Source organism: Rhodococcus jostii RHA1, from assembly GCF_000014565.1.
GTDB classification, from domain to species: Bacteria; Actinomycetota; Actinomycetes; order Mycobacteriales; family Mycobacteriaceae; genus Rhodococcus_F; species Rhodococcus_F jostii_A.
This window is the reverse complement of the sequence record NC_008268.1, coordinates 696,472-720,655: the sequence shown is the minus strand read 5'-3', so window position 1 is coordinate 720,655 and position 24,184 is coordinate 696,472. Positions and strand designations below refer to the sequence as shown.

At 65.8% G+C, this 24,184-nt stretch carries 30 protein-coding genes and 3 pseudogenes; 16 read left to right on the top strand and 17 right to left on the bottom strand.

The features are described 5' to 3' along the window. Window positions 1-6 precede the first annotated feature (6 nt). Window positions 7-372 (top strand): type II toxin-antitoxin system HicB family antitoxin, encoded by a 366-nt coding sequence (locus RHA1_RS03155; protein WP_011593906.1) that lies wholly within the window; start codon window positions 7-9, stop codon window positions 370-372. A 255-nt stretch (window positions 373-627) separates the two neighbouring features. Here RHA1_RS03155 and RHA1_RS03150 read toward each other — a convergent pair whose 3' ends face one another. Then, window positions 628-1,089: a Rieske (2Fe-2S) protein gene (locus tag RHA1_RS03150; RefSeq protein ID WP_011593905.1), complete on the bottom strand. Its 462-nt coding sequence runs from the start codon at window positions 1,087-1,089 to the stop codon at window positions 628-630. A 319-nt stretch (window positions 1,090-1,408) separates the two neighbouring features. Here RHA1_RS03150 and RHA1_RS03145 point away from each other — a divergent pair, with 319 nt between their 5' ends. Together RHA1_RS03145 and RHA1_RS03140 are read left to right on the top strand one after the other, a co-directional pair. Beyond that, window positions 1,409-1,756 (top strand): YciI family protein, encoded by a 348-nt coding sequence (locus RHA1_RS03145; protein WP_011593904.1) that lies wholly within the window; start codon window positions 1,409-1,411, stop codon window positions 1,754-1,756. Window positions 1,757-2,191: 435 nt separating this feature from the next. After that, window positions 2,192-4,165, top strand: coding sequence for a potassium transporter Kup (locus tag RHA1_RS03140; protein WP_011593903.1), 1,974 nt, complete (start codon window positions 2,192-2,194; stop codon window positions 4,163-4,165). 510 nt (window positions 4,166-4,675) lie between these two features. On the opposite strand, the gene RHA1_RS03135 is transcribed toward RHA1_RS03140, so the two are convergent. Continuing rightward, window positions 4,676-5,365, bottom strand: a complete 690-nt coding sequence (locus tag RHA1_RS03135) for a ZIP family metal transporter (protein WP_029538205.1) — start codon at window positions 5,363-5,365, stop codon at window positions 4,676-4,678. A gap of 117 nt (window positions 5,366-5,482) precedes the next feature. Beyond that, window positions 5,483-6,475 (bottom strand): potassium channel family protein, encoded by a 993-nt coding sequence (locus tag RHA1_RS03130; protein ID WP_011593900.1) that lies wholly within the window; start codon window positions 6,473-6,475, stop codon window positions 5,483-5,485. A 232-nt stretch (window positions 6,476-6,707) separates the two neighbouring features. On the opposite strand from RHA1_RS03130, the gene RHA1_RS03125 reads away from it, so the two are divergent. Beyond that, window positions 6,708-6,908: a hypothetical protein gene (locus tag RHA1_RS03125; RefSeq protein WP_041811002.1), complete on the top strand. Its 201-nt coding sequence runs from the start codon at window positions 6,708-6,710 to the stop codon at window positions 6,906-6,908. Window positions 6,909-6,931: 23 nt separating this feature from the next. Here RHA1_RS03125 and RHA1_RS03120 read toward each other — a convergent pair whose 3' ends face one another. After that, the gene (locus RHA1_RS03120; RefSeq protein ID WP_041812298.1) at window positions 6,932-7,261 is read right to left on the bottom strand and encodes a hypothetical protein; all 330 of its coding nucleotides are present in this window, start codon (window positions 7,259-7,261) and stop codon (window positions 6,932-6,934) included. Window positions 7,262-7,393: 132 nt separating this feature from the next. Between RHA1_RS03120 and RHA1_RS03115 the strand changes: the two genes are divergently transcribed. Continuing rightward, entirely contained in the window at window positions 7,394-8,314 is a 921-nt protein-coding gene (locus RHA1_RS03115; protein ID WP_009473280.1) for a S1C family serine protease, read from the top strand. A 33-nt stretch (window positions 8,315-8,347) separates the two neighbouring features. On the opposite strand, the gene RHA1_RS53205 is transcribed toward RHA1_RS03115, so the two are convergent. The 3 genes and pseudogenes from RHA1_RS53205 to RHA1_RS03105 form a co-directional block, all read right to left on the bottom strand. Beyond that, window positions 8,348-8,740 (bottom strand): hypothetical protein, encoded by a 393-nt coding sequence (locus RHA1_RS53205; protein WP_193384920.1) that lies wholly within the window; start codon window positions 8,738-8,740, stop codon window positions 8,348-8,350. Between the two features lie 219 nt (window positions 8,741-8,959). Next, a pseudogene (locus RHA1_RS45645) lies at window positions 8,960-9,506 on the bottom strand (aldehyde dehydrogenase family protein); the annotation flags it as partial. Between the two features lie 284 nt (window positions 9,507-9,790). Next, entirely contained in the window at window positions 9,791-10,738 is a 948-nt protein-coding gene (locus RHA1_RS03105; RefSeq protein ID WP_011593896.1) for a hypothetical protein, read from the bottom strand. An 855-nt stretch (window positions 10,739-11,593) separates the two neighbouring features. Between RHA1_RS03105 and RHA1_RS50320 the strand changes: the two genes are divergently transcribed. Together RHA1_RS50320 and RHA1_RS03095 are read left to right on the top strand one after the other, a co-directional pair. After that, the gene (locus RHA1_RS50320) at window positions 11,594-11,734 is read left to right on the top strand and encodes a hypothetical protein (RefSeq protein WP_016880811.1); all 141 of its coding nucleotides are present in this window, start codon (window positions 11,594-11,596) and stop codon (window positions 11,732-11,734) included. Between the two features lie 164 nt (window positions 11,735-11,898). Then, window positions 11,899-12,177: a hypothetical protein gene (locus RHA1_RS03095; RefSeq protein ID WP_009473274.1), complete on the top strand. Its 279-nt coding sequence runs from the start codon at window positions 11,899-11,901 to the stop codon at window positions 12,175-12,177. 526 nt (window positions 12,178-12,703) lie between these two features. Here RHA1_RS03095 and RHA1_RS03090 read toward each other — a convergent pair. Both RHA1_RS03090 and RHA1_RS03085 read right to left on the bottom strand, forming a co-directional pair. Then, entirely contained in the window at window positions 12,704-13,303 is a 600-nt protein-coding gene (locus tag RHA1_RS03090) for a VOC family protein (RefSeq protein ID WP_011593893.1), read from the bottom strand. A gap of 803 nt (window positions 13,304-14,106) precedes the next feature. Further along, window positions 14,107-14,355, bottom strand: a complete 249-nt coding sequence (locus RHA1_RS03085; RefSeq protein WP_011593891.1) for a citrate lyase subunit beta — start codon at window positions 14,353-14,355, stop codon at window positions 14,107-14,109. A 308-nt stretch (window positions 14,356-14,663) separates the two neighbouring features. Between RHA1_RS03085 and RHA1_RS03080 the strand changes: the two genes are divergently transcribed. Both RHA1_RS03080 and RHA1_RS03075 read left to right on the top strand, forming a co-directional pair. Next, window positions 14,664-15,062 (top strand): hypothetical protein, encoded by a 399-nt coding sequence (locus tag RHA1_RS03080; protein WP_041810999.1) that lies wholly within the window; start codon window positions 14,664-14,666, stop codon window positions 15,060-15,062. Window positions 15,063-15,422: 360 nt separating this feature from the next. After that, complete coding sequence (locus RHA1_RS03075) at window positions 15,423-15,872, top strand: nuclear transport factor 2 family protein (protein WP_009473268.1); 450 nt, start codon at window positions 15,423-15,425, stop codon at window positions 15,870-15,872. 319 nt (window positions 15,873-16,191) lie between these two features. Here RHA1_RS03075 and RHA1_RS03070 read toward each other — a convergent pair whose 3' ends face one another. From RHA1_RS03070 to RHA1_RS03055, 4 genes are all read right to left on the bottom strand, one after another. Continuing rightward, window positions 16,192-16,659 (bottom strand): hypothetical protein, encoded by a 468-nt coding sequence (locus RHA1_RS03070; RefSeq protein WP_011593813.1) that lies wholly within the window; start codon window positions 16,657-16,659, stop codon window positions 16,192-16,194. A gap of 59 nt (window positions 16,660-16,718) precedes the next feature. Then, window positions 16,719-16,928, bottom strand: a complete 210-nt coding sequence (locus RHA1_RS03065; RefSeq protein ID WP_011593812.1) for a hypothetical protein — start codon at window positions 16,926-16,928, stop codon at window positions 16,719-16,721. 138 nt (window positions 16,929-17,066) lie between these two features. Continuing rightward, window positions 17,067-17,363, bottom strand: coding sequence for a hypothetical protein (locus RHA1_RS03060; RefSeq protein WP_011593888.1), 297 nt, complete (start codon window positions 17,361-17,363; stop codon window positions 17,067-17,069). A 662-nt stretch (window positions 17,364-18,025) separates the two neighbouring features. Beyond that, on the bottom strand, window positions 18,026-19,036 hold the full coding sequence (locus RHA1_RS03055) for a zinc-dependent alcohol dehydrogenase family protein (protein WP_041810997.1): 1,011 nt from the start codon (window positions 19,034-19,036) through the stop codon (window positions 18,026-18,028). Window positions 19,037-19,405: 369 nt separating this feature from the next. On the opposite strand from RHA1_RS03055, the gene RHA1_RS03050 reads away from it, so the two are divergent. Both RHA1_RS03050 and RHA1_RS03045 read left to right on the top strand, forming a co-directional pair. Beyond that, window positions 19,406-19,930, top strand: a complete 525-nt coding sequence (locus tag RHA1_RS03050; RefSeq protein ID WP_011593885.1) for a hypothetical protein — start codon at window positions 19,406-19,408, stop codon at window positions 19,928-19,930. A 65-nt stretch (window positions 19,931-19,995) separates the two neighbouring features. Then, window positions 19,996-20,544, top strand: coding sequence for an RES domain-containing protein (locus RHA1_RS03045; protein WP_237723883.1), 549 nt, complete (start codon window positions 19,996-19,998; stop codon window positions 20,542-20,544). An 87-nt stretch (window positions 20,545-20,631) separates the two neighbouring features. Here the strand turns inward: RHA1_RS03045 and RHA1_RS03040 are convergent, their stop codons facing one another. Then, a complete protein-coding gene (locus RHA1_RS03040) occupies window positions 20,632-20,922 on the bottom strand; it encodes a DUF4193 domain-containing protein (protein ID WP_011593883.1) in 291 nt (96 codons plus the stop codon). A gap of 491 nt (window positions 20,923-21,413) precedes the next feature. Here RHA1_RS03040 and RHA1_RS03035 point away from each other — a divergent pair, with 491 nt between their 5' ends. Beyond that, window positions 21,414-22,157 carry a cutinase family protein gene (locus RHA1_RS03035; protein WP_011593882.1) on the top strand — a complete coding sequence of 248 codons (744 nt, stop codon included), beginning with the start codon at window positions 21,414-21,416 and terminating at the stop codon, window positions 22,155-22,157. A 107-nt stretch (window positions 22,158-22,264) separates the two neighbouring features. Here RHA1_RS03035 and RHA1_RS49240 read toward each other — a convergent pair. From RHA1_RS49240 to RHA1_RS51565, 3 genes and pseudogenes are all read right to left on the bottom strand, one after another. Further along, window positions 22,265-22,413, bottom strand: a pseudogene (locus RHA1_RS49240) (acyl-CoA desaturase); the annotation flags it as partial. After that, window positions 22,410-22,784, bottom strand: coding sequence for a nuclear transport factor 2 family protein (locus tag RHA1_RS51570; RefSeq protein WP_011593880.1), 375 nt, complete (start codon window positions 22,782-22,784; stop codon window positions 22,410-22,412). The pseudogene RHA1_RS49240 and the gene RHA1_RS51570, both read right to left, overlap by 4 nt. A 5-nt stretch (window positions 22,785-22,789) precedes the next feature. Next, on the bottom strand, window positions 22,790-22,933 hold the full coding sequence (locus RHA1_RS51565; protein WP_011593879.1) for a hypothetical protein: 144 nt from the start codon (window positions 22,931-22,933) through the stop codon (window positions 22,790-22,792). Between the two features lie 136 nt (window positions 22,934-23,069). Here RHA1_RS51565 and RHA1_RS53200 point away from each other — a divergent pair, with 136 nt between their 5' ends. From RHA1_RS53200 to RHA1_RS03015, 4 genes and pseudogenes are all read left to right on the top strand, one after another. Next, window positions 23,070-23,399, top strand: coding sequence for an XRE family transcriptional regulator (locus RHA1_RS53200; RefSeq protein WP_337464686.1), 330 nt, complete (start codon window positions 23,070-23,072; stop codon window positions 23,397-23,399). Between the two features lie 36 nt (window positions 23,400-23,435). Then, window positions 23,436-23,537, top strand: a pseudogene (locus RHA1_RS53195) (transcriptional regulator); the annotation flags it as partial. A 79-nt stretch (window positions 23,538-23,616) separates the two neighbouring features. Next, on the top strand, window positions 23,617-23,793 hold the full coding sequence (locus RHA1_RS53190) for a hypothetical protein (RefSeq protein WP_009473252.1): 177 nt from the start codon (window positions 23,617-23,619) through the stop codon (window positions 23,791-23,793). Continuing rightward, entirely contained in the window at window positions 23,784-24,029 is a 246-nt protein-coding gene (locus RHA1_RS03015) for a hypothetical protein (protein ID WP_011593877.1), read from the top strand. The genes RHA1_RS53190 and RHA1_RS03015 overlap by 10 nt, the downstream gene beginning before the upstream one ends. Window positions 24,030-24,184: the final 155 nt, after the last annotated feature.

Genomic DNA, 24,184 nt, shown 5'->3' with positions numbered 1-24,184 from the left:
GAGGCAATGGCTGACGCATCGCACTACACCTACCGGGTGACCTGGTCGGAACCGGACAGTGAGTTCGTCGGCACCGTCGCCGAATTCCCCTCCCTCTCCTGGCTCGCCGAAACTCAGAACGAGGCATTCGACGGCATCATCACCGTCGTCCGCGACGTCCTCGGGGACAGGGCGAGCACCGGCGAGAAGCCGCCCGTGCCGATCGCGGACCGTTCCTACACCGGCACCTTCACCGTGCGAACCTCTCCGCGGGTGCACCGCGCTCTGGCGGTCGAGGCCGACGAGCAGGGTGTCTCGCTGAATCTGATGGTCAAAAACAAACTTTCCGCCCCGGCTGCAGACCGCGTCACCCCCGACGTGAAGGCGGGGTGAGGTGGGGTTCCAACTCGACCCGCGAGTACGCACCGGACCGACCGTAGCCCCTCATCGTTCACGCTCGCCGTGAAACACTCAATTCTCCAATCTGTTATTACCGCTGGGCGTTCAGTGCTGATCCAGCACAGTGGTGTAGTGGCGTTTCGTCAGGCACATACAGGCTTGGAGTCTCGGATTGTTTCCGAACGGGATTTGCCAGTCGATGAACGGGCCCCCACCTCGTCGGCGACGTCCCGATATGGGTCACACACCTCAAACGACCACGACCGAGTCACCCTGAACGGAGACACTTCGTGGGACGAGCGGAGCGATCGCCGGACCGGTGTGCACAGACCCGTCGAGATTGAACTTGCTGCCATGGCACGGGCAATTGATGGTGCCGCCGGAGACGTCGGAGACGGTGCATCCCGCGTGCGTGCATGTCGACGAGAACCCGCGGAAGTCACCACCGGTGGGCTGTGTGACGACAACATCGCCGAGCACCGTGCCGCCACCGACCGGAACGTCGCCGGTCGGCACGGTTGCACTCGCGGGATTCGCAGCTGGCCTGGCGCCGGTGCCGGGCGCAGCCGAAGCGCGGGTTCTACGGAACAGCGCGCTGCCGGCGGCCAAGGCGGCTGCCGCAGCGCCGATACCGACGAGAACTGTACGGCGGGGAAGCGCTAGTTGATCGCTCCGCAGGCTCTGCTGCTGGTCACGTTCGTCGGACGGCATGTCAGGTCGCTCCCTTGTCTGGGGGTGGGGTCGATGCGGACCTCTCATTAGTTATAACGAGGGACGGGGATGACTGGTTCACACGCGCCACACCGGGCAGGCTCTGCCCGCGGCGTGTTCGAGGACTGCCTCCTCGCGGGGCGCCACTAAAGAAAAATTCTCCCGAGAATGTTTTGGTGGGGATGCCGAGAACTGCAACCAGACTCCGTCCTTACTGAGAAAGCGCCAGAATGGGCGCACCACACGACGAGGAGTGAGACAATGCCGAAGTTCATGTTGCTGCAGAACTACGTAGGGTGGATCGGGTTGCACGGTGCCGATGCCAGAGTGGACCCCAGCAGAGATCGCCGCGCACGTGAGGTTCCAGCAGGACCTGAACGCCGAGCTCGCCGCGGCGGGTGAACTGGTCGATGCCCAGGGTCTGGCGGGCCCGGAGGTCGCGAAGCGGGTGACGTTCGACGGCTCGGGCGTCCCGGTGGTCACCGATGGCCCGTTTCCGGAGTCGAAGGAACTGCTCGCCGGTTATCGGATGATCGACGTCGAGTCGCAGGCGCGCGCACTCGAGGTCGCTGCGAAGTCGTCGGCTGCCCCGGGCCCGGGTGGCAAGCCGATCGCGCAGCCGATCGAGGTCCGGCAGGTGATGGACGCACCGGAGATCGATCTGTGAGGTCCGACTCCGCGGTAGAGGACCTGCTGCGCCAACCGGCACCGCGTCGCGCTCGTTAGCGACGATCTGGACCGGATCTTCGATGTCCGCAACCAGGGCCGCCACTGTTGCCGTCGTCGCGCAAAACTTCGGAATGTCCATCGCCATCATCGCCATCGGCGGCCTCTGAGGCAGATCGTGCGTGGCGCCGCAGAGATGCTCGATAGGTTGGGATTCGAGGGCACGAGCCTCGGTGAAATCACCTGGGCGTCCGGAATCGCGAAGGCACGCCGTATTCGCATTAGCCTTCGACACCTTCGACCAGCCGTTGGAGCACCGCCGCTTCCAACGCTGCGGCGAGCGGCCGCTTGCACCGGTGAGCGGTGGCCTGGGGTTTTTCGGCCCGCGGGACGAGAAACTCGACTTCCACGGTCACCGCGTCCAGGAAGGCCGACAATGGGATCCGGTCCTGCAGACGAGGAGCACACTGTGGACACAGAGCCCGGAGTCAGTCCGCCGAGGCGCACGGTGGGCGGTCGAGAAACGGTTCGAGCCGCCGTCGTGGTCGGTGCACTGGGTGTGGTGTTCGGCGACATCGGAACCAGCCCGATCTACACCATCCAAACGGTGTTCAACCCGGAGGATCCGCACCCCGTGCCGATCAGCACGAACAACGTGTACGGCGTTGTGTCGCTCATCTTCTGGTCGGTGATGTTGATCGTCACCGCTACCTACGTCTTGCTGGTGATGCGCGCCGACAACGACGGCGAGGGCGGGGTCATGGCGCTGATCACGCTGCTCCGACGTATGGGTGCGGTGCGGGGCAGTCGTGTTACCGCGGTGCTGGCCGGGCTCGGAATCTTCGGTGCCGCCCTGTTCTTCGGCGACAGCATGATCACACCGGCGATCTCGGTGCTGTCCGCGGTGGAAGGACTGAAGGTCGTCGAGCCGGGGTTGGAAGAATGGATCGTGCCGATCACGGCGGTGATCATCGTGGCGTTGTTCTCCGTGCAGCGCCGCGGCACGGCGGCGGTCGGGCGACTGTTCGGGCCGGTGATGATCGTCTGGTTCGTCTCGATCGGGGCCTGCGGCGTGAGCGGCATCGCGCGGCATCCGGAAATCCTCAAGGCGCTCTCGCCGACCTATGCCCTCAGCTTCTTCTTCGGACACTTCGGGATTGCCTTCTTCGCGCTGGCCGCGGTCGTGCTGGCGGTCACCGGCGCCGAGGCACTGTATGCCGACATGGGCCATTTCGGCAGGCGGGCGATCACCCGGGGTTGGCTGGTGCTCGTTCTGCCGGCGTGTGTGCTGAGCTACCTCGGGCAGGGTGCGCTGCTTCTCGGCGACCAGAGTGCCGTGAGCAGCCCGTTCTTCCTGCTCGCCCCCGGATGGGCGCGGTGGCCGATGGTGCTGTTGGCCACCGCGGCGACGGTGATCGCCTCCCAGGCGGTGATCACCGGCGCCTACTCGGTGGCATCACAGGCGGCCCAGCTCGGTTACCTGCCGCGGTTGCGGGTGGCACACACCTCGGAGTCGACGATCGGACAGATCTACGTCCCGTGGATCAACTGGGTGCTGATGGTGTCGGTGCTCACGCTGGTCTTCGCATTCCGCAGCTCGGCGGCATTGGCGTACGCGTTCGGAATGGCGGTCACCGGAACGATCACCATCACGACGCTGCTGTTCTTCTACATCGTCCGTACCCGGTGGGGTACGCCGTTGTGGCTGGTGGTGTGCGGCGCCGGCTGCTTGCTGGCGGTCGACCTGCTGTTCCTGGCGGCGAACCTGACCAAACTGGTGCACGGGGCGTGGCTGCCCCTGCTGATCGCGCTCACGGCGTTCACCGTGATGACCACCTGGCAACGTGGGCGCGCCATCGTCACCCGCGCACGGGAGCGAGCGGAGGGATCATTAGGGGACTTCGTCGGCCAGCTGCACGACTATCGGCCGCCGCTGGTGCGGGTCCCTGGCACTGCTGTGTTTCTCAACCGCGGAAAGCAGACGGCGCCGTTGGCGATGCGGGCCAATGTCGAGCACAATCGCGTGCTGCAGCAACACGTGGTGATCATGTCGATCAACACGCTGCCGGTGCCGCGCGTACCGGACACCGAGCGGACGGAGATCGACAAGCTCGGCTACGCCGAAGACGGGATCGTCCACGTGACAGCATTTTTCGGGTACATGGATGCGCCGAACATCCCGGATGTACTGCGACTGCTCGACCCCGCGGAGACCGAGGGGCCGATCGCGGTCGATAGCGCCTCCTACTTCCTGTCGAAGATCGAGTTGACGATGGGGACGGCACCGACGATGGCCACATGGCGCAAGCGTCTGTTCATCGCCACCTCCTACATCACGGCAGACGCTGCCGAGTACTTCGGCCTTCCGGGAGAGCGGACCGTGATCATGGGTTCTCGAATCGACGTCTAGGGCGAGTGGATCGCCGTCTCGTGTGCCCACTCGTCACCGGACGGTGGAACGCCGAGGGTCGCCGGCTCGGTGCGATCAGCCGTGCATGCGCGGGTAAACATGGGGGTGAATACGCCGATCGTGCAGCTAGCCACATTGCGCGTTCACTTTTTTACGTTGAGGTATGGGTGCTGGGACGAACCACACGATATTGTCGCCGGCCACCGAGTCAATGTCCGTGCTGGGGGCAGAATCGGCCCCTTCGGCGGGGCCCGACTATTGGACTATGCCGGCCGTATTGACGGCACACTCGGCGAGCGGCATTGGTGACATCGGCGATCGCCGCAAACAGCGATGCTCCATACCGCCAGTGGTTGCCGGGACGGCAGTATCGTAAACACCGGTTCGGCGACGGACCACTCGGCTTGGGGGAGCCGCCTCGGTGATGGTTCTCCAGGGCCCGAGATCTGTTGCGAGCCCAGAACGGAGCTGCATGGGCACCGTCCTGCCCCGGTCCGACGTGGCGGTGGCCTACGCCCCGAGGCCGAATGCCACGAGGAATCCCAGCGCGGTGGAAAGACCAACCCACCAACCACCCTCCCGGTAGGCCTCGGGCATCAACGAATCCGCCAGCACGGCGATCGTCGCGCCGCCGGCGAACGCCTGGATGGTGGCGATCGCACCATCGGAGATCCGGTCGGACACCCGGTTCGCCCCGATCACCACGAGGACGAGTAGCGCTGCGGTCGCTGCCCACACGGCGAAGGCCCGCCGACGGTTGAAACCGGGCTGGGCACGCATCGACGCCGCCCCGGCGACGGCTTCGGGGACGTTGCCGACCGCGACCGCGACGAGCAGCACAACTCCGCCGGTGCCGCCGAGGGTGACGCCCAGCGCCGTATTTTCCGGTACGCCGTCAAGCAGCGCACCGAGCATCAGAGCCCACCCGAGGGCACCAGCGCCGAGCTTGTTCTCGATCAGGTGGTCTGCGAGTACGTAAACCAATGCGCCCGCGAACAGTGCCGCGCCTGCGCCCCAGATGCCTTCGGTCTCGAAGGCGGGCTGGAACAGCTCGGTGGAGACCGCTGCAACCATGGTGCCGGCCCCGAAGGCCATCAGCGCGGCGAGTAGTGGTCTGGGCAAATTGTAGCGGAGGCCGACGCAGGCCCCGATCAGCAAAGGTAGTGCAGTTCCCAGTCCATACAACACGGCAGTGAGCATGCGGGAATGGTATCCGGGCCGACCTTTGGCGATTACCGGCCGACCGAGCGGGTGCCGGTCAGGCACAGCGGCGGGTGGCCCTCGTGGCCGGCGGACGGTGAGAACGCGTTTCCGGCATCACGGATTGACGTGGTGGCGCGCCGCATCGAGTTCGTCGGGTGTGCCGAGGGCTATCAGGATTGTTCCGGGCTCGACTCGGAGCGAGGGCACCGGATTGGCGATGAATTGTCCAGCGACAGTTCGTATCGCGAGAAGCAGCGCGCCGCTCGCCTGTTGAACACCGATCTGTGCGAGCGTGGATCCCGCCCACGGTGAGGTGGGGGAGAGGATGATCTCTTCCATGCGGTAGTCCAGGCTTTCGTCGTGCATCACCACGTCGAAGAATTCGGCCACATGCGGCTGCAGTGCGAAGGATCCCATTCTGCGCCCGCCGATCAGCTGCGGGTTGACTACCCGGTTGGCGCCGGCGCGTAGCAGTTTCGACATCGACCCCTCGTTGCGGGCGCGGGCGATGATGGTGAGGTCGGGGCGCAGTGCCCGGGAAGACAGGGTGACGTAGACGTTGTCGGCGTCGGTGTCGAGTGCGGAGATCAACGCGTGCGCGTGCGCGATGCCGGCGGCCTCGAGAATGCGGTCGTCGGTGACGTCTCCGATCACGGTGGGGTGATCGAGATCTCGCAGCCTCTCCGGGTCGCGGTCGACGACGACGATCTCCCGGCCGAGCGAGTCGAGATACTGCGCACTCGCAGTGCCTACCCGGCCCCATCCGCAGATGATGATGTGGCCGGTCATCCGGCTGATGCGTCGGTCCATTCGCCGTCTTTCCATGTGGTGGCGCAGGTGGCCTTCGATGAGCGCCTCGAGGAGGACGCCGAACATGTAGAGCGCGGTACCCACACCCGCCAGGATCAGCATGATGGTGAACAACTGTCCGATCCCGGTCAGCGGGTGCACTTCGCGGAATCCCACGGTCGTGATCGTCGTGACGGTCTGGTAGAGCGCATCCAGGATCCCGAATCCGAGGTCGATGTAGCCGACCGTCCCGATGACAACGACCAGCGCGAACGCGAGGAGCGCTCGGCCGATCCGTCCCAGTGGGCTCACTACCATGATTGTTCTCCCATCTCGGTCGGCGGGATAGGCATTTCATGCATCGACGCGCTCTGCCCTCACGCCGGTCGCAGGACAGAGCACCTGGCTGGGGCGAGACCAGTCCGAGAAGTCTCATGGGATCGCGACCGCGAATTCTTAGCCAGGTGGATGTCGGCGTTCGCGCCATGCGGCGTCAGGGTGGTCGGGAATTCGGTCGCCGCGAACCGGCACAGCAGACGCCGGTGTCCGGATGTTCGCGGCCCACCGCGACGTCTTCCGGGCACTGTTCTCGATGGCCCAACTCGACGCGGATGCGGTCGGCGGGGCCATCGCGCGGATCGAGGAGAACCGGGCCGGCGGGATGGCCCACCTCGCCCAGCGACTGGCCGAGCGCACGAGGTTCTGCGGCCGGAGGTCACCGTCGACGAGGCCGCGCAGCCTCTGCCGGTGAGTGGTCGGCCTCGTACCCCGCGGTCACGCGGGGTCGGTGTTTCTGCGGGGTTGGCGGCGCCGGTGGAACCGTGCAGGCTGGAGATCCAGGAGGGTCGCGCTCTCGGCGTCTACTCGGCGGTGTCGACGGGCGATTCCGGCCCGGACGGCAGTCGTATGTCGGTGCAGTTCTGCTGCACGGCCGTTGGCGTTCTCGTCGTCGAGAAAGTAGCCGGCCGCTCGATCGCACTGAATGAGCAACTGTTCGTAGGCGAGGCGCGCGGGTGCCCGTTCGTCGAGTTGCGTGATCGCGATGTGCTCCACGAATTGCAAAGGGATACGTAGTAATTGGTAATTGATTCGCAATAGTGTCATCGGCACGTCGCGCAGTGTTGTCACGATCGGGGATGTTAGCGCTCGTGGAGGAAACGCGCGGAGAGTTTCGTCGGGTGGTCAGCTGGGAGCGAACAGGGGCATAGGTGGTCGTGTGCCGGCGCTGTAGTGGGTATGGGCGAACTGGAGGAGTTGGACGGGTACTCGAGGACGGTGATCTCGGTTGCCGATGCGGTGTTGCCGAGTGTGGCCAGCCTGGTTGTGCGGACGTCACGGGGGAGCGGGTCGGGCAGCGCGAGTGTGATCACCGATGACCGGCTGTTGCTGACGAGTGCGCACGTGGTTGCGGGAGCGAGCGGGGCCGAGGCGGCGTTCACCGACGGAACTGTTGTCCGCACCGACGTGGTGGGGCGCGATCCGTTGTCCGATCTCGCTGTGCTGCGTGCTCGGGGCGATGTGCCTGCTCCGGTGGAGTTGGGTGACGCCGCGTCGCTGCGGGTGGGGCAGTTGGTCGTTGCGTTGGGGAACCCGCTGGGTCTGGCGGGCAGTGTGACGGCGGGCATCGTGTCCGGGCTGGGACGCTCGTTGCCGGTGGAGTCGGGGCGGGTGATCGATGAGGTGATCCAGACCGATGCGGCGCTGAATCCGGGGAACAGCGGTGGCGCGTTGGCCGACAGTGCGGGCCGGCTGGTCGGGGTGAACACCGCTGTCGCCGGAATGGGGGTGGGTCTGGCGGTGCCGATCAACTCGACGACGAGGCAGATCATCGTCGCGTTGGTATCGGCGGGCCGGGTGCGTAGGGCCTGGTTGGGGATCGCGGGCATGCAGGTTCCGCTGCCCCCGAAGCTACAGGGGCGGATCGGGTCGAAGACCGGTTTGCAGGTTGCCGGTGTCTCCCCGCGCAGCCCCGCCGCCGAGGCAGGGTTGCGGCGTGGGGACATCATGGTCGAACTCGACGGCAAGCCGATCGTGACGACGACTGCCGTTCAGCGGTTGATGGTCGAGGATGCGATCGACCGGCAGATCGAGATCACGGTATGGCGCAACGGTGCGCTGGTGGATGTGTTCGCTCGTCCCCGTGAGCTCGCGAGCTGACGACCACCCAGCGATGTGGGATCGGATCGACGGTCACCGATTCATCTCGTGACGGATCGCGTCCTGGACTCGCCCGTGAGCCACCGCGATACCGCCCGCGATATCGGTGAGCGTTTTCCGATGCTGGAGACGCAACGGGCCGTTCACTGCGCCATCGTGCAGGTGTTGCCGGTGGGGGAAGACCGGGCGCGGCTCGGCCTCCTCGAGGTGTTGGTTGAACATTTCCGTGAGCTGCGACAGCTCGTTGAGTCGTCGGTAGACATCCTCGCTGGCGACGACCCGCGCCTGGCCGAGTAGAGAATCGAATTCGTCACCGCCGATCTGTCCGGCGTCATTCGGGTGCGATGCAGCCGAAGTCGTTGCGGTTGTGGCGAGGCGGGCCGTCGCTCTCAGCAGCTCGGCGTAGATCGCGAGCCGCAGCTTCACGAGTTGCTCTCGCCGCGCAGTCTTGCTGCGCAACCGTTCGGTGATCCACGGTGAGAGGGCCGTGCCCACTATTCCGGCCACGCCCATCCACATGATCGCATTCACGATCAGCCTCCCGTCTCTTCTTTCGTTGTGCCGAAGACCCGTGTTCACATCCCGCCGCCTCCGCGTTACTCATTCCCGGACACTCTGGGGGGCGCCGTTCACGGCCGGTTCTGGTTAGTCGTTGTCCCCGGAAGATCGTCTTGGCCTCGACGTATTCCATCAGGCCGAACTTGCCGAACTCCCGGCCCTTGCCTGACTGTTTGTAACCGCCGAACGGCGCATCGAAGGCCAGCGGAGAACCATTGAGATGAACCATTCCCGTCCGCAGCTGTCGGGCCACATTCCGCGCCCGCGACGAATCGCTCGACGACACCATCCCGGACAGCCCATAGGCGGTGTCGTTCGCGATGCGGATTGCGTCGGCCTCGTCCTCGTAGCCGATGAGCATCATGACCGGGCCGCAGATCTCCTCGCGCGCGATGGTCATATCGTTCGTCACGTACGCAAAGACGGTGGGCCGGAGGAAGTAACCGGTGGACAGTCCTGCCGGGCGACCGACCCCACCAGCGACGAGTGTGCCGCCCTCATCGATGCCGGTCTGGATCAGGCGCTGCACCTTGTCGAACTGTGTCTGTGACACCGGCGGTCCCACGGTCGTCCCCTCGGCCTCGGGTTGTCCGACCACGATCGACGCGGCGGCGGCTTTCGCGATCGCAATTGCACCGCTGTCGCATCCCGGGCCCTGGCCGGTATGCGTCGGAACGTTTCCGGCGCCTGACAACAATGACTCGCCGCAGCTCGGCCGTCTGTCCGCCGGCCGGGCCCATTGGAGGATGAATGCGTTGTCCCCCAATCGGAGGACAACGGTGATTTCGGATCGAGCGATAGGAATGCGAGGTGGTCGATCCATCCCCGCACGAGTGACCGGCTTTGTCCGACGTCACGATGCGGGATATCGACGATCAGAGCGTGAAGCCGAGCCCTGTCCGGCGGAATGGTGCCGCGTTACCTCGACGCGCTGACCGACGAGGACCGCGCGGGACGTCGGAGTGCGGCCGCCGCCATGGTGAGCGCCACAGCATCCTCGGCGAGCGCGGCCTGCCAGTCCGGCATCCGCCGGCCTGCCCACTGCCGCCACCATGCGCCGCCGTAGGAGCCGGCGAGGGCACCGACGGTTCCGATGATCAGGGCTGACGCCGTGTCGACCCGGTCGCGGTGGGCCAGCGCCGCGGCGCCTCCGCCGCCTGCGATGAGGCGTCCGGTGAGCGCGGGTTGGGAGAGGCGCGACGGTACGTTCGGGTTCTTGTCGGCGACCAGTTCGCCGCCGACGAGCGCCGTCGCGCCAATGAGGCGGGCCCGGTGCGCCGAGCCCGGGGCGCCCGACAGCAGTGCCGCCGCGATGCCCGTGGAACTGCGGAGACCGCTGGCCACGCCGATGACGGCCGACCGGACAGTGCTCGACCGTTCCGCCGCCCGGTCCCTCTGGTGTCCCGTCGCCACGTCCTGTTGCCGCAGGACTGTGGTGACGGTGGCGCCGTAGACGAGATGTGGCACGAGGTCGCTGAGCCAGTCCTGGGCGGTCCACTGCCGCGGGTCGCTGATGCCGCGCAGGGCGATCGGGATGTCGGTGGCTGCCATCGCGGCGAGTCCGATCCCGATCGTTCCGGCGGCCGGGGTCAGATGGGCGCCGGCGCGGCGGACGAGGGAGGCGGCAACGCCGAGTCCGGTGCCGACGGCGATCCCACCGAGCGCACCGAACGCCGACCGTCGCGCCGCCAGCGCGTCACCGCGACCCGGTATCGCGACGCCCAGAGCGGTCGTAACGGACTCGACCGTCTTCTCCGGAATGGTGCTTGCGGGGCGGCCGCGGATCGCCATGTCCAGGTAAGTGACGGCGTCGAGCATCGTGGTGCCTGCGGCACCTGCAACGATGCCGGTCGTGACAGCGTTCATCGAACTGCCTCTCTCGCGTGATTCGACGACGGGGTCGTCCTTCCCGGGAGCATCCCCCGGTGGCGTACCGGGCAAACGCGGACGGGGTGTTGGGCGCGAGGCAGGGCATGCGGGCAGGAGTGAGCAGGACGTGATTGCGGGCGCCGGTGACTGGTTCGTTGTCCAGGAGTCGCGCGGGTAAAGGGGGTGTCCGGGAGCGTGGCGACGCCGGATATCTTGTGGCGCAGCCAAGCGCAGCCCCCGCCAACGATCGGTGTCAGCTGGCAGGGGCGCTACACGGACAAACCGCGCGTAGTGACGAGCGGCGTATTAGTGATCTTCGTGAGCCGGGGCGCGGAAGTCCAGGGAGTGTGATCTACGCCATTGCATAATTTTCTTCACTCAGTATTACCGACCAGTAAGTGTTTTCGGGGTTGTATAAGGCGTATGCGTGAATTGGTAATTCTGATCGGCGGGAGTCCTGCGGTATCGGACGAAATTCTCAATTCATCGTGTGGGAATTCAACGTATCGGTACGCGGATGCGGCTGTGCCGCAGTATGTCCGGCCGTCGTTCGGAGCTGTCTGCGGAATCGAGGCACGCGGCGAGTTGCTCGCGGATCATTCGGTGCCTGCGCAGCGTACTGCTCGGTATGCAAAGAACAGGCACAGCGGTGTGACATAGAACACGGCACATTCTCTCGGGAAGCATGGTGATCGGGAATGAGGTGTGGTTACACCCCTGCATGGGACCCAAAAGCGGGTATGGGTGTAGGTGATTCGGCCGTTGTGCAGGTGTCGACGTCGGACGATTGTGTGTGGTGCACCGTCATCGACGTGGCGGTCGGAAATCTCTGCACGTGAAGGAAGAATCGTGATGGCACGGATCAGCAAGAAACTGGGAGCCGATTTACTGGATGCGTTGCGTGTCAGTGTCGTTGGCACCGTGGTGTGTGCCGGACTGGTCATGGGCGTAATCGTCCTGGCGATGTGGAAGTTCCCGATACCGGGTGTATAGGCACCTGTGGCCTATGGTCCTTCGCCGGTGCCGGTAGGCCGGAGTGCAACACCGGGCGGCGGTTCGGCGATATAGCTGACGGGGGATTGGTTGTGCCCGTGGGGCCGGTGATCGATTTACGGCACCAGTCACGGGCGTCGTGTGGTGTGGAAGGAAGAATGGGAATGCTCGGGACGAGTACGGGTGCGATGGTTGGCCTACTGGTGATTGCGCTGCTGGTGGTCCCCGTCTCGTTCGCTGTGGCGGCACGGGCGGATGCGAAGGCCCGCCGCCTCTCGGGGCCGCAGCCTTCCGACGCGGACATGGGGCGATCGGTCGCGGTCGCGGAAGTGGCTGGTCGGTGCGATCAGTGGCGGCAGCTCGCAACGCGGGCGTGGCTGATCTGCGGCGGAGCCTCGCTGGTCGCAGTCGTGGTTGTGGGTGTACTCATCTGTATCGGGTGAGGACGGCGCAGACCGGGACCGCGCGAACTCTGGTTCGGGCTATCCAGCTTCCGTGTCTCCGGAGCCTCTCGACTGCCGTGGCATGCGCGTCCTGGAATCGTCCGAGAGTGCGGTGAACCCCTCGGTGAGCCGAAGCGGCCCGGTCGGAGTGTTCTCCGCTCCGGCCGGGCCTCGCCGGGACGTGCAACAAGCCGCCGCCGCGCTCTCCATCGGACGACCGGGTCCGCGCCGGTGCGCCTGGGTGGTTTGCCTTGGCCAATGTCTTCTCGGGCGTCGGAGATTGCATCGGCGATTTGTACTCGGTCTGTAGTGGCGCGAGGAAATGGTAAATCGGCCGGTCGGTCGCATTGCGGGTATGTGATCCACGCCACATGTGTTTTTCCGTGTCGACCGAACTGGATGCGTGGTGGCACCTGCCGTCGCGCGCTTCCGGTGGAAAGGCTTGGGGTGGTCGGTGTCGGCGGCCTGGACCGGTGACGACAAGCACCGGTTCCAGGTCGCGCCCGCACCCGAGAACTTCTCCGATTCACACTGTGTGCCAGGTGAAGCCGTCGGGGTCGGTGAAGGGTTCGGCGTCGCCGCCGATGACGATCCGGTGGGCGCCCGTGCCGTCGGGGGAGACGCCGGCGTCCTTCGCGAGGGCGCGGTGCCCGTAGAGCGCGAGCGTGACGTTCGGGCCGGTGGCGAACTCGACGTACTTGCGACCGAAGCTTCTCGTCACTTCCAGCCCGTGGTCGAGGTAGAACTGCTTGCTGGCTTTGACGTCTTCGACGCCGAGCAGCAGGACGAGGTCGTCGATGTGCCGGGTCGCCGGCCCGGTGTTCTTCTTCGACGATGTCGCGACCTTCCAGAGCGCTCCGTCGGGGCCCTGCACGACACCGCCGTACCCCCACAGGCTTTTCTTGACTGGTTTGACTGTGGTTCCGCCATTTTCGAGGGCAGCCCCGATGTAGGCGTCGACAATGTTCGGCTGGGACACGACGAGCGAGAGGGTGTAACCGCGGAAGCCGGTGGTCGGTGCGTCCGTGTCGCGGGCACTGAAGTATGCGTCGACGCCTAGGGCGGCGAGGAAGACTTTCGCGGTGGTGGGGTCGGGGGATTCGAGGGCGAGGGATTCGATGTTCATGCGAGTGACGTTAATGCCGCACGTGAGTAGTCGCTTCTCGATTCCTGATCAGTCTGAGCTCGATGGTTACTTTGTGCGTGACGTAGGCGTAGCCAGCTTGCGCGACTGCTGGACGGGCACGCTCGGGGGTGGGAGCACTTCGGGGGCGTCGTGATCGAATTACTTGAAAGATGCTGCGGGATGGCACATTACGAAGTCGATCGGTGCCCACCTCGACGAAGTGACGACCGAAGCGGAAGTCGCGTACCTGCGGACCCTTCTCGAACTCGGCAGGTCCCACCCCTTGGTCGCTCGAGATCGGACAAGCTCTCACCCGGGTGCGCCACGACCAGCAAGATGATGCCGGCGACGATCGCCGGCTTCACGGGCGACCGCCGATGTCCCGGCCTATTCAGGTCCCTGAACAGTGCGGAAGTGCTCTTGGCGTGCTGCACGGAGTGCCGGGGCGGCGAAGGCCCGGTGTACGAATGCACTCAGTCGTCGCGGGGTACCGGAAGATGTAACGCATCTGCGTGTGAATCAGATCACATGTGTGCGTGGTTGCTGGAAACCACGCGACCGCTCACGGCGGCGCCCCCACAAAGCGACGAAGGCAGAATTCTCATGGCGACACCCTCGACTCCGACGATTTCCGTGTCCGCACCTAGAACTCTGAGGCGGACCAGCGCGATGAGCACCGCCGAAATCAAGGCGAGAATCGAAGCTATGTACGCCGACGATCGCCGACCGGACACTCCGACTGCTCGCTGACATAGTACCGAGCGGGGGAGCGCAAGGGCGAGCGGGTCGGAGCCGATTCCGGGTCACACCGGTAGTTCACCTACCCCGAACGCCAGTCGTGCGGTGGCGTCGGCGTCGGCGATGGCGCGGCTGTGGTCCAGCCCGGCAGCGACCCCGTCTTCGAGGTCGAGGATCATCGCGTCCGTTCTCACCTGCTCGGCGTGGGCGAATCGGTGCGGCTTGTCGGCCGGGACCAGCCGCCACGACCGGGCGGCGGCCGCGCCGATCCGGGCGGGCTGCCGGGTGGCCGGGTAAGTGGTGGATGTGGTCATCGGATTCCTTCTGCGCCTGTTCGGCGACCTCACCGAGAGACGCGGTACCGGTTTCCGGGGCCCAGGCCCAGCAGATGAGGCCACCGAGAGTCAACACGACGACGCACGCGATCAGCGCCACGTTGACGTCGTACTGGGCCACGACGATCGGGAGCAGGAAGGTGCTGGCGGCGGAGCCGATGCGGCTTGCGGCGACTGCGATTCCGAGCCTCGGCCCGCACCTGGTCTCAGCACGACGGTTGTCGGTGGCTACTGCGGAGGTTACTCGACGACGCCACCTTGTTGCGGTTGGCGATATTGTCCTCATCATGACTGCGCGCGTCGATATTTCGCTGCTTCTCGCGTCCGCCCGGATCGGCGTCGGCGTGCTGCTCATCGCGGCGCCGACCGTCGTGTTGCCTCGCGAGGACGCCGGCAACGGTACGAACGCCCTGCTGATGCGGACGGTCGGGGTCCGCGACCTCGTCCTCGGTGGGGGTGCGGTTCTCGCCCGGATGCGGGGCCGGCGCGACGAGTTCCGCCGCTGGGCGGGGGCCGGGCTCGCCAGTGACACCGGCGACCTCCTGGTGGGGATCTGCAGCGCCCGCCTGATCGGACGGTCCGGTGCGATCAAGGCCGTCGCGGTAGTGGCTCCGTGGGTGGCCACCGGCGCTGCCGACCTGGTCAGAGGACCGCACTCGCCGGATGCGGTCCCGCGGACAAGTTAGACACCCCGCGCATTCGTGGCCTGCGAGCCCTTCTGCCCCTGGCCACCTCGAACCCCACACGCTGGTTCTCGTCTGCTCGACATCACTGCGACCTCCCGACTTTGCCGCCAGTCGTTCATCGATCATCGATCAGTCATGAAATGGTCGTTGTGACGACCTCTTCGGCAAGCCGCTGCAGACGGGGCGGATCAGGGTCGCGCGCGCAGCGGGAGGAATTCCATGACCTCGGCATTGACGTGACGAGGTCGAGGTTCGATGGCTTACTCGCGAAGCCGCAGCTGGGCGGGCATCGAAGTCGTCCTCGAGTCGTACGGTTGGGGCCTTGGAAGAAAATGGCGTGATCCTTTGGAGGGACTTCCCATGACCACCGATCTCGAATCACGAATTCGCCAGCTCGAAGACCGCGCCCTCATCAGCGAGCGGGTCATCAAATACGCGATGGCCGTGGACCGTGCCGACTGGGAGATGTTCGCCGACTGCTTCACCGATCCCGTGCACGCCGACTACTCCGAGAACGGGATGCCTGCAGCAGATTTCGCCCGCGACGACTTGGTCGGCATTGTTCGCGAGGCGCTCGGCGGTTACACGGCAACTCAGCACCTCAGCACCAACCACGTCATCGAGTTCGATGAAAACGATTCCGACCGGGCGCTCTGCTACTCGTATATGTACGCGCAGCACTACCGCGAGGGCGCCGAGGGAGGTTTCTTCCTGCTGCGAGGCTCGTACACCAACTACATGCTCCGCACATCGGATGGCTGGCGTATCGAGAGTCTGACCCAGCACGTCAGCTGGTCCGACGGCGAATAGACACCGTCATGGAAGCCACGGAACGCTTACCGACGGAGCGGGCAGGATCTAGGAGACCCTGCAGATGTACCCCCTGTGTCCAGCGTCGCCCCCTGCCGTGGACACCTGGGCCCCACCGTGACCCTGAACTGTCGGTGTTGCGACGACCGATAGATTCCAAGCCCCCGGGTGCTGGGACACATCGCGTTCTCAGCGGCTGCCGTGTCGGGGTCAATCCCGGCAGCACAAGAGTGATCGACGAAACGATCCAGCTGGCCGAAGGCCAGACCCTGAACGCCGCCGGGCGCCGTGGTTGCGGTGCTCGACGGCGCCCTCTGGGTTAGGTGTTGTTTGCCGTTCGTGGGGTGTGGTTGCGGGCTTCGATGGCGGCGATGGTGTTGTCGAACGCCTTTCCCAGGACGCGGGTGCCGAAGACGCCGAGCACGGCTGCGAGTGCTCGTCCTTTGAGGTTTTTGCCGTCGCGGACCACGACGGCGTCGATGTCGGTGGTGCCGTCGGGGCGCGGGGTGAGGGTGTAGGTGTGGCCGGAGTTGCCGCCCCACAGGTTGGAGTCGGTGGTCGTCATGACGATGCGGTGGGGGTCGGTCCAGTCGTAGTGCAGGCGTTCCCAGGCCCCGCCGGAGCCTTCGGTGACGTCGGCGTGGGTGGTGTCGAGTTCGTGTACCTGGAGGTGGTCGTCGGCGCTGTTGCCGAAGATCGCCTGGCGGCCGGGCCCGAAGTCGGTGAGTGCGTCGAGGAATTGTTCCGGTGTGGCGGTTGTGGTCTGGTGCAGGTGGATCGTGGACATGACGTTCTCCTTGGTGGGGTGGTGCCGGGGTGGGGGTCGGTCGATGGTGTGGAGGGTGGTTAGAGGGGCGGCTCCGTCCCCGCCTGTTCGGCGACCATGTAGGCGGCGTACCAGTCGGGCCAGTTCGGATCCGCTGCGCCGGTGCGCGTTTCGTGTTGACCGTGGGCGGTCGCGGCGCGAATCAGCGCGCTGGTCAGGTCGGCGGTGCTGCCGAATGTTGTTGCCGTGGTGGTGACCGCCTCGGTGGCGGGGGGTTCGATGGTGTTCATGGTTGCCTTCTCGCGGGGTGTCGGGGACGCGGGGGATGTCGGGTGCGGGCCGTCATCCCAGGTTTGGGGAACAGCTGTGCGCTGTTCGGCTCCCGGGGTTACGGCGGCTGGGTTGCGCTACAGCGGGGTGCTGCTGTTTCAGCCGTCGAGCAGGATCTGGTCGAGGACGAGGGTGTCGGCGCGGCGGTCCTGCCGCTGGTCACGCTGACGGTCGTGTTGGTGTTGCTGTTGGATGTCGTTGTCGCGGTCGAGTGGGCTGTCGTGGGTGACGGCGGCGGCGGGCTGCGTGGCGTTCGGCGGTGCGGTGGTGGCGTTGGCGGCGGCGACCGGGACGAGGCCGAGTGCGGCGGTCGCGGCGGCGGCGGTGGCGAGTCGCTTCCAGGGGGAGGTGCTGGTGGCGGGGTGGGTGTTCGGGTGGAGCTGTGTGGTGCTCATGGTGATCGGTGGTCCTCATTCGGGTGCCGCGGGCCCAGCGTCTGCGGCTATTCGAACGGTGTCGGGGAGGGCCGGAAGCGTTACGCCGACCGAACCCCGGATTGATGTGACCTGCGTCACTGATGGAAGGGTAGCTGGATCTCCCGGGTCGACGGCACGAAGTCGCTCGTTGCACTTTCGTAGCGGCGACCCCCACCGCCGAAGCCGGCTACTGCGGCGGATCGGGATCGATGTAGCACCGTCGTCCTGATCGTTCCTGCAGTCCATCTGTTGCTGTGCGCGGAGATCCTCGAGAAGCGGCGCTCGTCAGCCTGCGCCTGCGCGGATTACGCGACTGAGTCGAGGGTGGATCGGTGGGATCGACGGCGTGGTGCGAAAGGTCGTCGACAGGTGACTTGGGAAAGGGGCGAGGAACCGGAAGGCTGAGGCGCGAGACGTGACTCCCACTCGGCCAACGCTCCGGCCAGTGGTCCCAGATCGTGTGCATCCCGAGTCGCACACGTGAACGTGCCACCGGTGAGCGCCCCGGGACGAAGATCTTCAACGGACGGTCCTACGGCTTTCCGCCGGCTCGGGGTACGTGTGCCCGGCGCGCCCTCCCGGGCCGCCGCCCCGCCCGTGAGGTGGGCCGCGCCTACTCGTCGAAGGGCGGCGTCTGCCTCCTACCGTTCGAATACCAGCAACGGCTTTCCCCCGTGTTGGGGGGCTTCGGCCAGATAGACGGCTTCGCTGAAATTTTCGACGGGGATCGGCCGGCCCTCGGGCACGCGCAGCGCGCCGCTGTCGGCGAGCTGAACTGTCCGGTCGATTGCTGCGGCCATCCGTTCCCTCGGGGTCTCGGTGAGCCAGCGGAACAGCCAGAATCCCCGAACGGTCTTGGTTTCGTAGATCAGTGAACGCGCGAAGATCGGGATGGTGAGTTTGTCGGGATCGGTTTGGCGATGCGTGGACAGCGCACCGTAGACGACCAGCTCACCATTCGGGGCGAGCGCACGCGACACGTCCGCACCTACCTGACCGCCGACACAGTCGATCGCCTTGGCCACGCCGTCGTGGCCCGCAATGTCGGCCACCCGTTCGCGCAGGTCTTCATCCTCCGTGCAGATCACCTCGGTGCCCCCCAGCGCGAGGATGTCCTCGACAGCGGATCGACGACGGACCACGTTGAGGGTCTTGAAGCCGACGTACGCCCCGAGTTGGACGACCGACTGGCCCACGGTTGAACCGGCCGCGGTCTGTAGGAGCCATTCACCCGGTCGAACATCGAGCTCATCAGCGGTCAAGATCACGGCGGTGAGCGGATTGGCGAGAATCTGGGCGGCCGTGGACTCGCTCATGCCGGCGGGAACAGGCAAGACCCGCCCGGCATCGGCGATGACATACTCCTGCCACGTGCCCGTGACTCCGATCGTGATGGCGCGTTGCCCGACGGTTAGACCGACTGTGCCGCTACCGAGTTCGTCGATCACACCGACGGATTCGATTCCGGGCACGGTGGGGAACTCCGGGGTGAATCCGTATCTGCCGCGGATTGTATGCAGATCGCTGGCATGGACAGGTACTGCTGTCACCCGGATCCGGACCTGGCCGGGACCGGGCTCCGGAAGCGGGCGGGTCTGCAGGTGCAGAACCTCGGACGGTTCGCCCAACATGTCGGCAACGACAGACCTCATGGTTGTCATCTTCCTGGCGCTCCTTCATTCGGATTCAGATCTCACACGGTTCCGTGTCCATGGCGTCGGCCTCGCCGTTAGACGGCCAAGATTCGAATCAGCGCGGCCCACTTCCAGCCTTACTAGCTCTCATGCTGCCACCGCGGCCGAGTTGTCGGGGGTCTAGACCTCGGACCGCCCGGCGCTCTGCAGCCTCGCAGGAGCGCCGGCCACGCCGCTCACGGACTCGACCGAACGCTGAGCGGCGGTGTTCGAGATCGAAACCGATCGTGCATGTGCACCGGGACCGCTCGGACTCTGGTTGACGCGGTTGACCCAGAGGGTCATCATTGTGGTTGACAAGGTTGACGCGAAGGGTGGGTAGTGGTGATGACGTCGCTGGTGGAGCAGGAGAAGCAATTGATGGAGGAGCTCTCGCGGCGGGTGCACCGTACGTTCGCTGCGGCGGCTGCGGCTGGTGTGCCCACCGATGCGTTCGCGGACGTGCAGGCGATCGCGGATGCGATGTCGGCCGCGCTTCCCACCCATCATGTCTATGACCAGGTCGTGGGCCCGTTCTACGACACGGCCGGCCTGACTCGGTGGTGGAGTGTCAGTCGGCAGGCGGTGAGCAAGAAGGTCGCTACCAACGCGGTGATCGCGTGCCAACTCGAGGAGGGGCAATGGGTCTATCCGGTGTGGCAGTTCACCAGCAGTGGCACGGTGGACCCGGCGCTGGTGCAGGTGTGGCGTGTCCTGCGTGCGGTGGCGGACCCGTGGACGTGTGCGCTGTGGCTGCGGGCACCGCAGGATGCGTTCGGCGGTAAGACCGCGGTGGGCTGGTTGGCCGAGGGTGGCCGGGTCGACCCGGTCCTGGCAGCGGCCCGTGCGGACGTGCAGCGGTGGGCGGCGTGACCCGGGAGGGCGTTGCCCCGCGAGCGCCCGGACGACGCACACTTACCGGGTTTCCTGGTTGGCGATTGACCGGGAGGAGGCAGGTCAAGCGGGGTCACCGGGTCTCGAATGGGCCGTGGTGGTTCTCCTCGTCCGGTAGCGGACGCTTCGATCTGTTCGCGCCGCGGGGTACTTGCTACGTCGGATTCGATGAGACGACGGCAATCCGGGAGACGGTGGGGGAGGCGTTGGCATCGCTCGGGGTGATCGCCCACGACTTCGCGGCCGAGCGGGCACTGTCGACTCTGCGGGTACCGGGCACCCATGACCTTGCGGACACCTGTACTGACGCGGCTGCCGCGTTCGGGCTCACCCGCGAGTTGTGTTCGATGACTCCGTACGACGTTCCCCGGGCATGGGCGACGGCGTTCGATGTCGAGTTCGACGGCATCCGGTACCAGACGCGGTTCACCACGGGAGGGGCGGCGAATGCGGCCGCGGTATTCGGTCCGGCCGGTGAGGTGTCCTGGCCGGTGGATCCCCGCCCGGAGTCTTTCGCGGCGGCGGCGAGGCGTTGCGGTATTGCGGTACAGCCGCTTCCGCGGTCGGTCCGGATCCTCGACCCGCCGACCTGACCATCCTGGCCGGCGCTCGATGGGCGATGTGCGTCGAAGCCGGACACATCAGCCGTTGGAGGCGGGGTGTCGGATGTGCGGACGTTCTCAGGCGCAGTCCCGGCAGATCAGCTCCCGATCGTCGGCGAGGCGGCTGCGGTGATGGACCAGAAAGCAACTGGTGCACGTGAATTCGTCCGACTGTTTCGGGATGACGCGGACGGTGAATTCTTCGCCGGACAGGTCGGCGCCGGGCAGCTCGAAGGACTCGGCGGTGTCGGTGTCCTCGACGTCCACGACCGGAGACTGGGTGGCTTTCCGGCTGGCGGTCAGCTGTTCGAGGGATGAGTCCGTCTCGTCGGATTCGGTGACTCTCGGTGCGTCGTAGTCGGTGGCCATAGTTGTTCTACCTCGTGCTCTGCGTGTTCGGACCCGCCAGGTTAGAGGATCCGGTGCCGCAACACGCTCCCGGGGTCGGCCCATGAGGCGGGGACGTCGTGTGTGGCGCGCTCGCTCTCGGACGGCCACCGTGCCGATGCGGATGCGTTGTTGTAACGAAGCGGGCCGGAAGTTCGGTGTACCTGACGCCTCCATCTCCTCTGGGTTCAACCGGCCTTGGAAGGCGTTGGTGTGCCGGTCCGCTGGTTATTGTCTGCCAATGTCATTCGCCTAGACGGCAGTGTGGACGTTGCAGCAACGCAATACTTTTGGCCGGGTGCAAATAGGTTGTGCGGGCACTTGACCCTGTAGTTCTGGCAATCCGATCGACTGGGATGGCTGAGCATTCGACGGACCTTCCACACCTGCTTCAACCCTCAATTCTCATCGCGGTCGAGATGCGGTGATCGACCTGTCGGGGGAGAATAATTTCCCGGGGTCGGTAATGAAGCATGATCGCGTCCGGTATTGAATGTACTGTTTACCTCATGGCGACACGCACGCTCGCTCGATTCCTGTGCACGGCGGTGCTGACGTTTGCAGCGCTGCTCGGCGTACCCGTCGAATCCCCGCCCGCATCCGCCCAGCCGTGTCCCGATGTCGAGGTGGCGTTCGCCCGGGGTACCGATCAACCGGATGGCGTGGGCATCACAGGACTCTCATTCGTCGAATCGCTTCGTTTGTTCGCGGGCGCGCGGTCCATCGGGGTGTACGCCGTCAACTACCCTGCCGCTAGCAATTTTGATGACAGGCAAGCGTTTCTCCACACCTTCGTCGACGGGATGCGGGACATGCATTCTCGGATTCAGTTCATGGCGACAAGCTGCCCCAACACAAGGATGGTGGTCGGCGGTTACTCTCAGGGCGCGGCTGTGGCAGGGTTCGTCACCGCGGACGGAAATCCAGCCGGATTACCTACCGAGCTAGGCCTACCGGGGCCGTTGTCGCCGGATGTGGCGAGCCACGTCGCCGCGGTCGTCTTCTTCGGAAAACCCTCGGATCGGTTTATGCATGATGCAGGCAGTCCGCCGATCGTTGTCGGGCCGCTGTTCGGGCCCAAGACAATCGATTTGTGCGCTCCCGGCGACAACATCTGCGATGGGGCCCCTCTGGGACGCCCCAATGTCGCGCACGCGTTGTATCCCGCGAACGGGATGACTATCGCGGCTGCACAGTTCGCCGCCGCTCGCCTCTAGCCGGTCCGCGTGCCTGGCGCATCGCCTCATTGAGGATCGGGCTGGCGCTCGACGGCCGCGCCGGAGCCGACTCGCGACAGTGAGGTCGGACGCAGCACACCGACACGGTCGTTCATCCAGTCCCATTGCCCGTGCATCACGTTGTGCCCGGGCTCCATGTTCTCGATGCTCTCGACGACGAGAGCATCCCGGTGCCCAGCACCCACAGTGAGCGCTCGCGGGAGCCGAAGAGCATCGCGCGGCCGCTGAGTCTCAGCTGGTCGGGACTGTCGGCGGGACCGGCGCCGAGGACGGCTCCTGCGGCGGCTGCTGGGTGGGTTTGGGACTGTCCGAAACGTTCCTCGAATTTCGAGGATGTCCCGTGACGGTGGCGTTCGCCGTTTGTCGCGGGTCCGCCGAGCAGGGCACCACCCGGCGGCTCGACACGGCCTGCTGGGGCCGCTTGCCATACCTGAGCGCCTCGACGATCTTCCCGTCGCGGACGCGCATGAGATTCACTCCCCGATAGTTCTCGGTGCCGGTGATCCTCCAGCGGATGACGGCTCGGTCGCCGTCGATGTCGACGTGCTCGACCGTGAACCTGATGGCGGGATCGGAGGCCAATCCCTGCCAGCCCGCGCGAGGCATTCGTCTTAGCCCGTCCCTCGGTTGCCGTCGGGCTCCGGGCCGGTGCCCTCCATCCCGCAGTCGGGGGCGATGAGGTCGATGAGTTTGTCGGGTGCCCGTTCGAGGAACGCGGCGTTGTATTGATCGATGACTGCTGCTGTGTCGGTCATGGCCGTATCGTCTGCCGCGGAGTCACTGCCGGCAACTCCCTGGAAGTAATGGCATCGACCCCCGGGGGTGAGCGAAGATTGATCGGTGATGACGCGGTTTCCGAGTGAGTTCCGGCGCTGGCGAACGGCCCGCCGGATGAGTCAGCTGGATCTCGCGCTTCGGGCGGCCACCACCCAGCGGCACGGGAGCTTCATCGAACAGGGCCGCTCCCGCCCGGGTCGGGGCATGGTGTTGCGGCTGGCGAAGTCGATGGAGCTCACGCTGCGGGAGCGCAACGAGATGCTCCTCGCTGCCGGCTTCGCCCCAGCGTTCCCGGAATCACCGCTCGACGACGAGGCGCTCCGCCCGGTTCGCCAGGCGCTGGAGACAATTCTCGATGGTCATCTCCCGTACCCGGCGATGGTCGTGCGGCCCCACGGCATCATCCTCGTCACCGCCAACCGGGCGTTCGAGATGTTCTACTAAGACGTCGACCCCGCGTTGCTCGCGCCACCGGTCAACGTGTTCCGCCTGGCCCTGCACCCCGATGGGAACGCGCCCTGGGTGCGCAACCTGCCGGAGTGGGGCCGGCACATCACCGAGCACCTGCGGGCTCAGCTGGCGCAGAGCCCCGACCCGGCGTTGGAGGCGCTGCTCGCCGAGCTCGAGTCCTACCTTTCCGCCGCTGCCCGAGGGGGCCGAGGTGCTGGGCTTCGCGGTGCCGTTGGAGCTGGGCTCGGCCGATGGCGACCTCCGGCTCATCACGACGCTCACGTCGTTCGCGACCGCCGCCGACGTGACGCTCGCCGAGCTGCACCTCGAGGCGTTCCTGCCCGCTGACCACGGCACCGCCGAGGTGCTGCGCCGCCGATGGGGGTGACGATCGACGATGCCCGGGCGATCGCCGCCACGTTGCCTCGTTCCTATGAGGCGCTCGTACGCGACGAGGTGAGATTCCGGGTCGGACGCCTGGTCTACGCGGCGTTCTACCAGGACGACACGATCATGGGTTTCGGCTTCCCCCGGGAAGAGCGGGTGGCGCTGGTGGCCTCGGAGCCCGATAAGTTCCTCATGTCCCGCCCCTCCGACATGCGGTACCGGTGGGTGAATGGCTGAGACTCGCATGGAGGAGGTGACACGGCGCAGCGTAGGACGGTTCATTGCTTGTCCAAGCGTCGTTCGCCGGCCGGGTTTGCTCTTCCTCGAAGGCGCGGTAGATCTCGAAGAGATCGGTGGCGATGTCTTCCGAGACTGACCGCGATAGGTAAGAC

What these genes read in the sequence shown, in the direction of transcription:
- RHA1_RS03155 (WP_011593906.1), top strand. Translation starts at nt 7, where the DNA reads ATGGCTGACGCATCGCACTACACCTACCGGGTGACCTGGTCGGAACCG.
- RHA1_RS03150 (WP_011593905.1), bottom strand. Translation starts at nt 1,089, where the DNA reads ATGCCGTCCGACGAACGTGACCAGCAGCAGAGCCTGCGGAGCGATCAA.
- RHA1_RS03145 (WP_011593904.1), top strand. Translation starts at nt 1,409, where the DNA reads ATGCCAGAGTGGACCCCAGCAGAGATCGCCGCGCACGTGAGGTTCCAG.
- RHA1_RS03140 (WP_011593903.1), top strand. Translation starts at nt 2,192, where the DNA reads ATGGGATCCGGTCCTGCAGACGAGGAGCACACTGTGGACACAGAGCCC.
- RHA1_RS03135 (WP_029538205.1), bottom strand. Translation starts at nt 5,365, where the DNA reads ATGCTCACTGCCGTGTTGTATGGACTGGGAACTGCACTACCTTTGCTG.
- RHA1_RS03130 (WP_011593900.1), bottom strand. Translation starts at nt 6,475, where the DNA reads ATGGTAGTGAGCCCACTGGGACGGATCGGCCGAGCGCTCCTCGCGTTC.
- RHA1_RS03125 (WP_041811002.1), top strand. Translation starts at nt 6,708, where the DNA reads ATGTTCGCGGCCCACCGCGACGTCTTCCGGGCACTGTTCTCGATGGCC.
- RHA1_RS03120 (WP_041812298.1), bottom strand. Translation starts at nt 7,261, where the DNA reads ATGACACTATTGCGAATCAATTACCAATTACTACGTATCCCTTTGCAA.
- RHA1_RS03115 (WP_009473280.1), top strand. Translation starts at nt 7,394, where the DNA reads ATGGGCGAACTGGAGGAGTTGGACGGGTACTCGAGGACGGTGATCTCG.
- RHA1_RS03105 (WP_011593896.1), bottom strand. Translation starts at nt 10,738, where the DNA reads ATGAACGCTGTCACGACCGGCATCGTTGCAGGTGCCGCAGGCACCACG.
- RHA1_RS50320 (WP_016880811.1), top strand. Translation starts at nt 11,594, where the DNA reads ATGGCACGGATCAGCAAGAAACTGGGAGCCGATTTACTGGATGCGTTG.
- RHA1_RS03095 (WP_009473274.1), top strand. Translation starts at nt 11,899, where the DNA reads ATGCTCGGGACGAGTACGGGTGCGATGGTTGGCCTACTGGTGATTGCG.
- RHA1_RS03090 (WP_011593893.1), bottom strand. Translation starts at nt 13,303, where the DNA reads ATGAACATCGAATCCCTCGCCCTCGAATCCCCCGACCCCACCACCGCG.
- RHA1_RS03085 (WP_011593891.1), bottom strand. Translation starts at nt 14,355, where the DNA reads ATGACCACATCCACCACTTACCCGGCCACCCGGCAGCCCGCCCGGATC.
- RHA1_RS03080 (WP_041810999.1), top strand. Translation starts at nt 14,664, where the DNA reads ATGACTGCGCGCGTCGATATTTCGCTGCTTCTCGCGTCCGCCCGGATC.
- RHA1_RS03075 (WP_009473268.1), top strand. Translation starts at nt 15,423, where the DNA reads ATGACCACCGATCTCGAATCACGAATTCGCCAGCTCGAAGACCGCGCC.
- RHA1_RS03070 (WP_011593813.1), bottom strand. Translation starts at nt 16,659, where the DNA reads ATGTCCACGATCCACCTGCACCAGACCACAACCGCCACACCGGAACAA.
- RHA1_RS03065 (WP_011593812.1), bottom strand. Translation starts at nt 16,928, where the DNA reads ATGAACACCATCGAACCCCCCGCCACCGAGGCGGTCACCACCACGGCA.
- RHA1_RS03060 (WP_011593888.1), bottom strand. Translation starts at nt 17,363, where the DNA reads ATGAGCACCACACAGCTCCACCCGAACACCCACCCCGCCACCAGCACC.
- RHA1_RS03055 (WP_041810997.1), bottom strand. Translation starts at nt 19,036, where the DNA reads ATGAGGTCTGTCGTTGCCGACATGTTGGGCGAACCGTCCGAGGTTCTG.
- RHA1_RS03050 (WP_011593885.1), top strand. Translation starts at nt 19,406, where the DNA reads ATGACGTCGCTGGTGGAGCAGGAGAAGCAATTGATGGAGGAGCTCTCG.
- RHA1_RS03040 (WP_011593883.1), bottom strand. Translation starts at nt 20,922, where the DNA reads ATGGCCACCGACTACGACGCACCGAGAGTCACCGAATCCGACGAGACG.
- RHA1_RS03035 (WP_011593882.1), top strand. Translation starts at nt 21,414, where the DNA reads ATGATCGCGTCCGGTATTGAATGTACTGTTTACCTCATGGCGACACGC.
- RHA1_RS51570 (WP_011593880.1), bottom strand. Translation starts at nt 22,784, where the DNA reads ATGCCTCGCGCGGGCTGGCAGGGATTGGCCTCCGATCCCGCCATCAGG.
- RHA1_RS51565 (WP_011593879.1), bottom strand. Translation starts at nt 22,933, where the DNA reads ATGACCGACACAGCAGCAGTCATCGATCAATACAACGCCGCGTTCCTC.
- RHA1_RS53200 (WP_337464686.1), top strand. Translation starts at nt 23,070, where the DNA reads ATGAGTCAGCTGGATCTCGCGCTTCGGGCGGCCACCACCCAGCGGCAC.
- RHA1_RS03015 (WP_011593877.1), top strand. Translation starts at nt 23,784, where the DNA reads ATGGGGGTGACGATCGACGATGCCCGGGCGATCGCCGCCACGTTGCCT.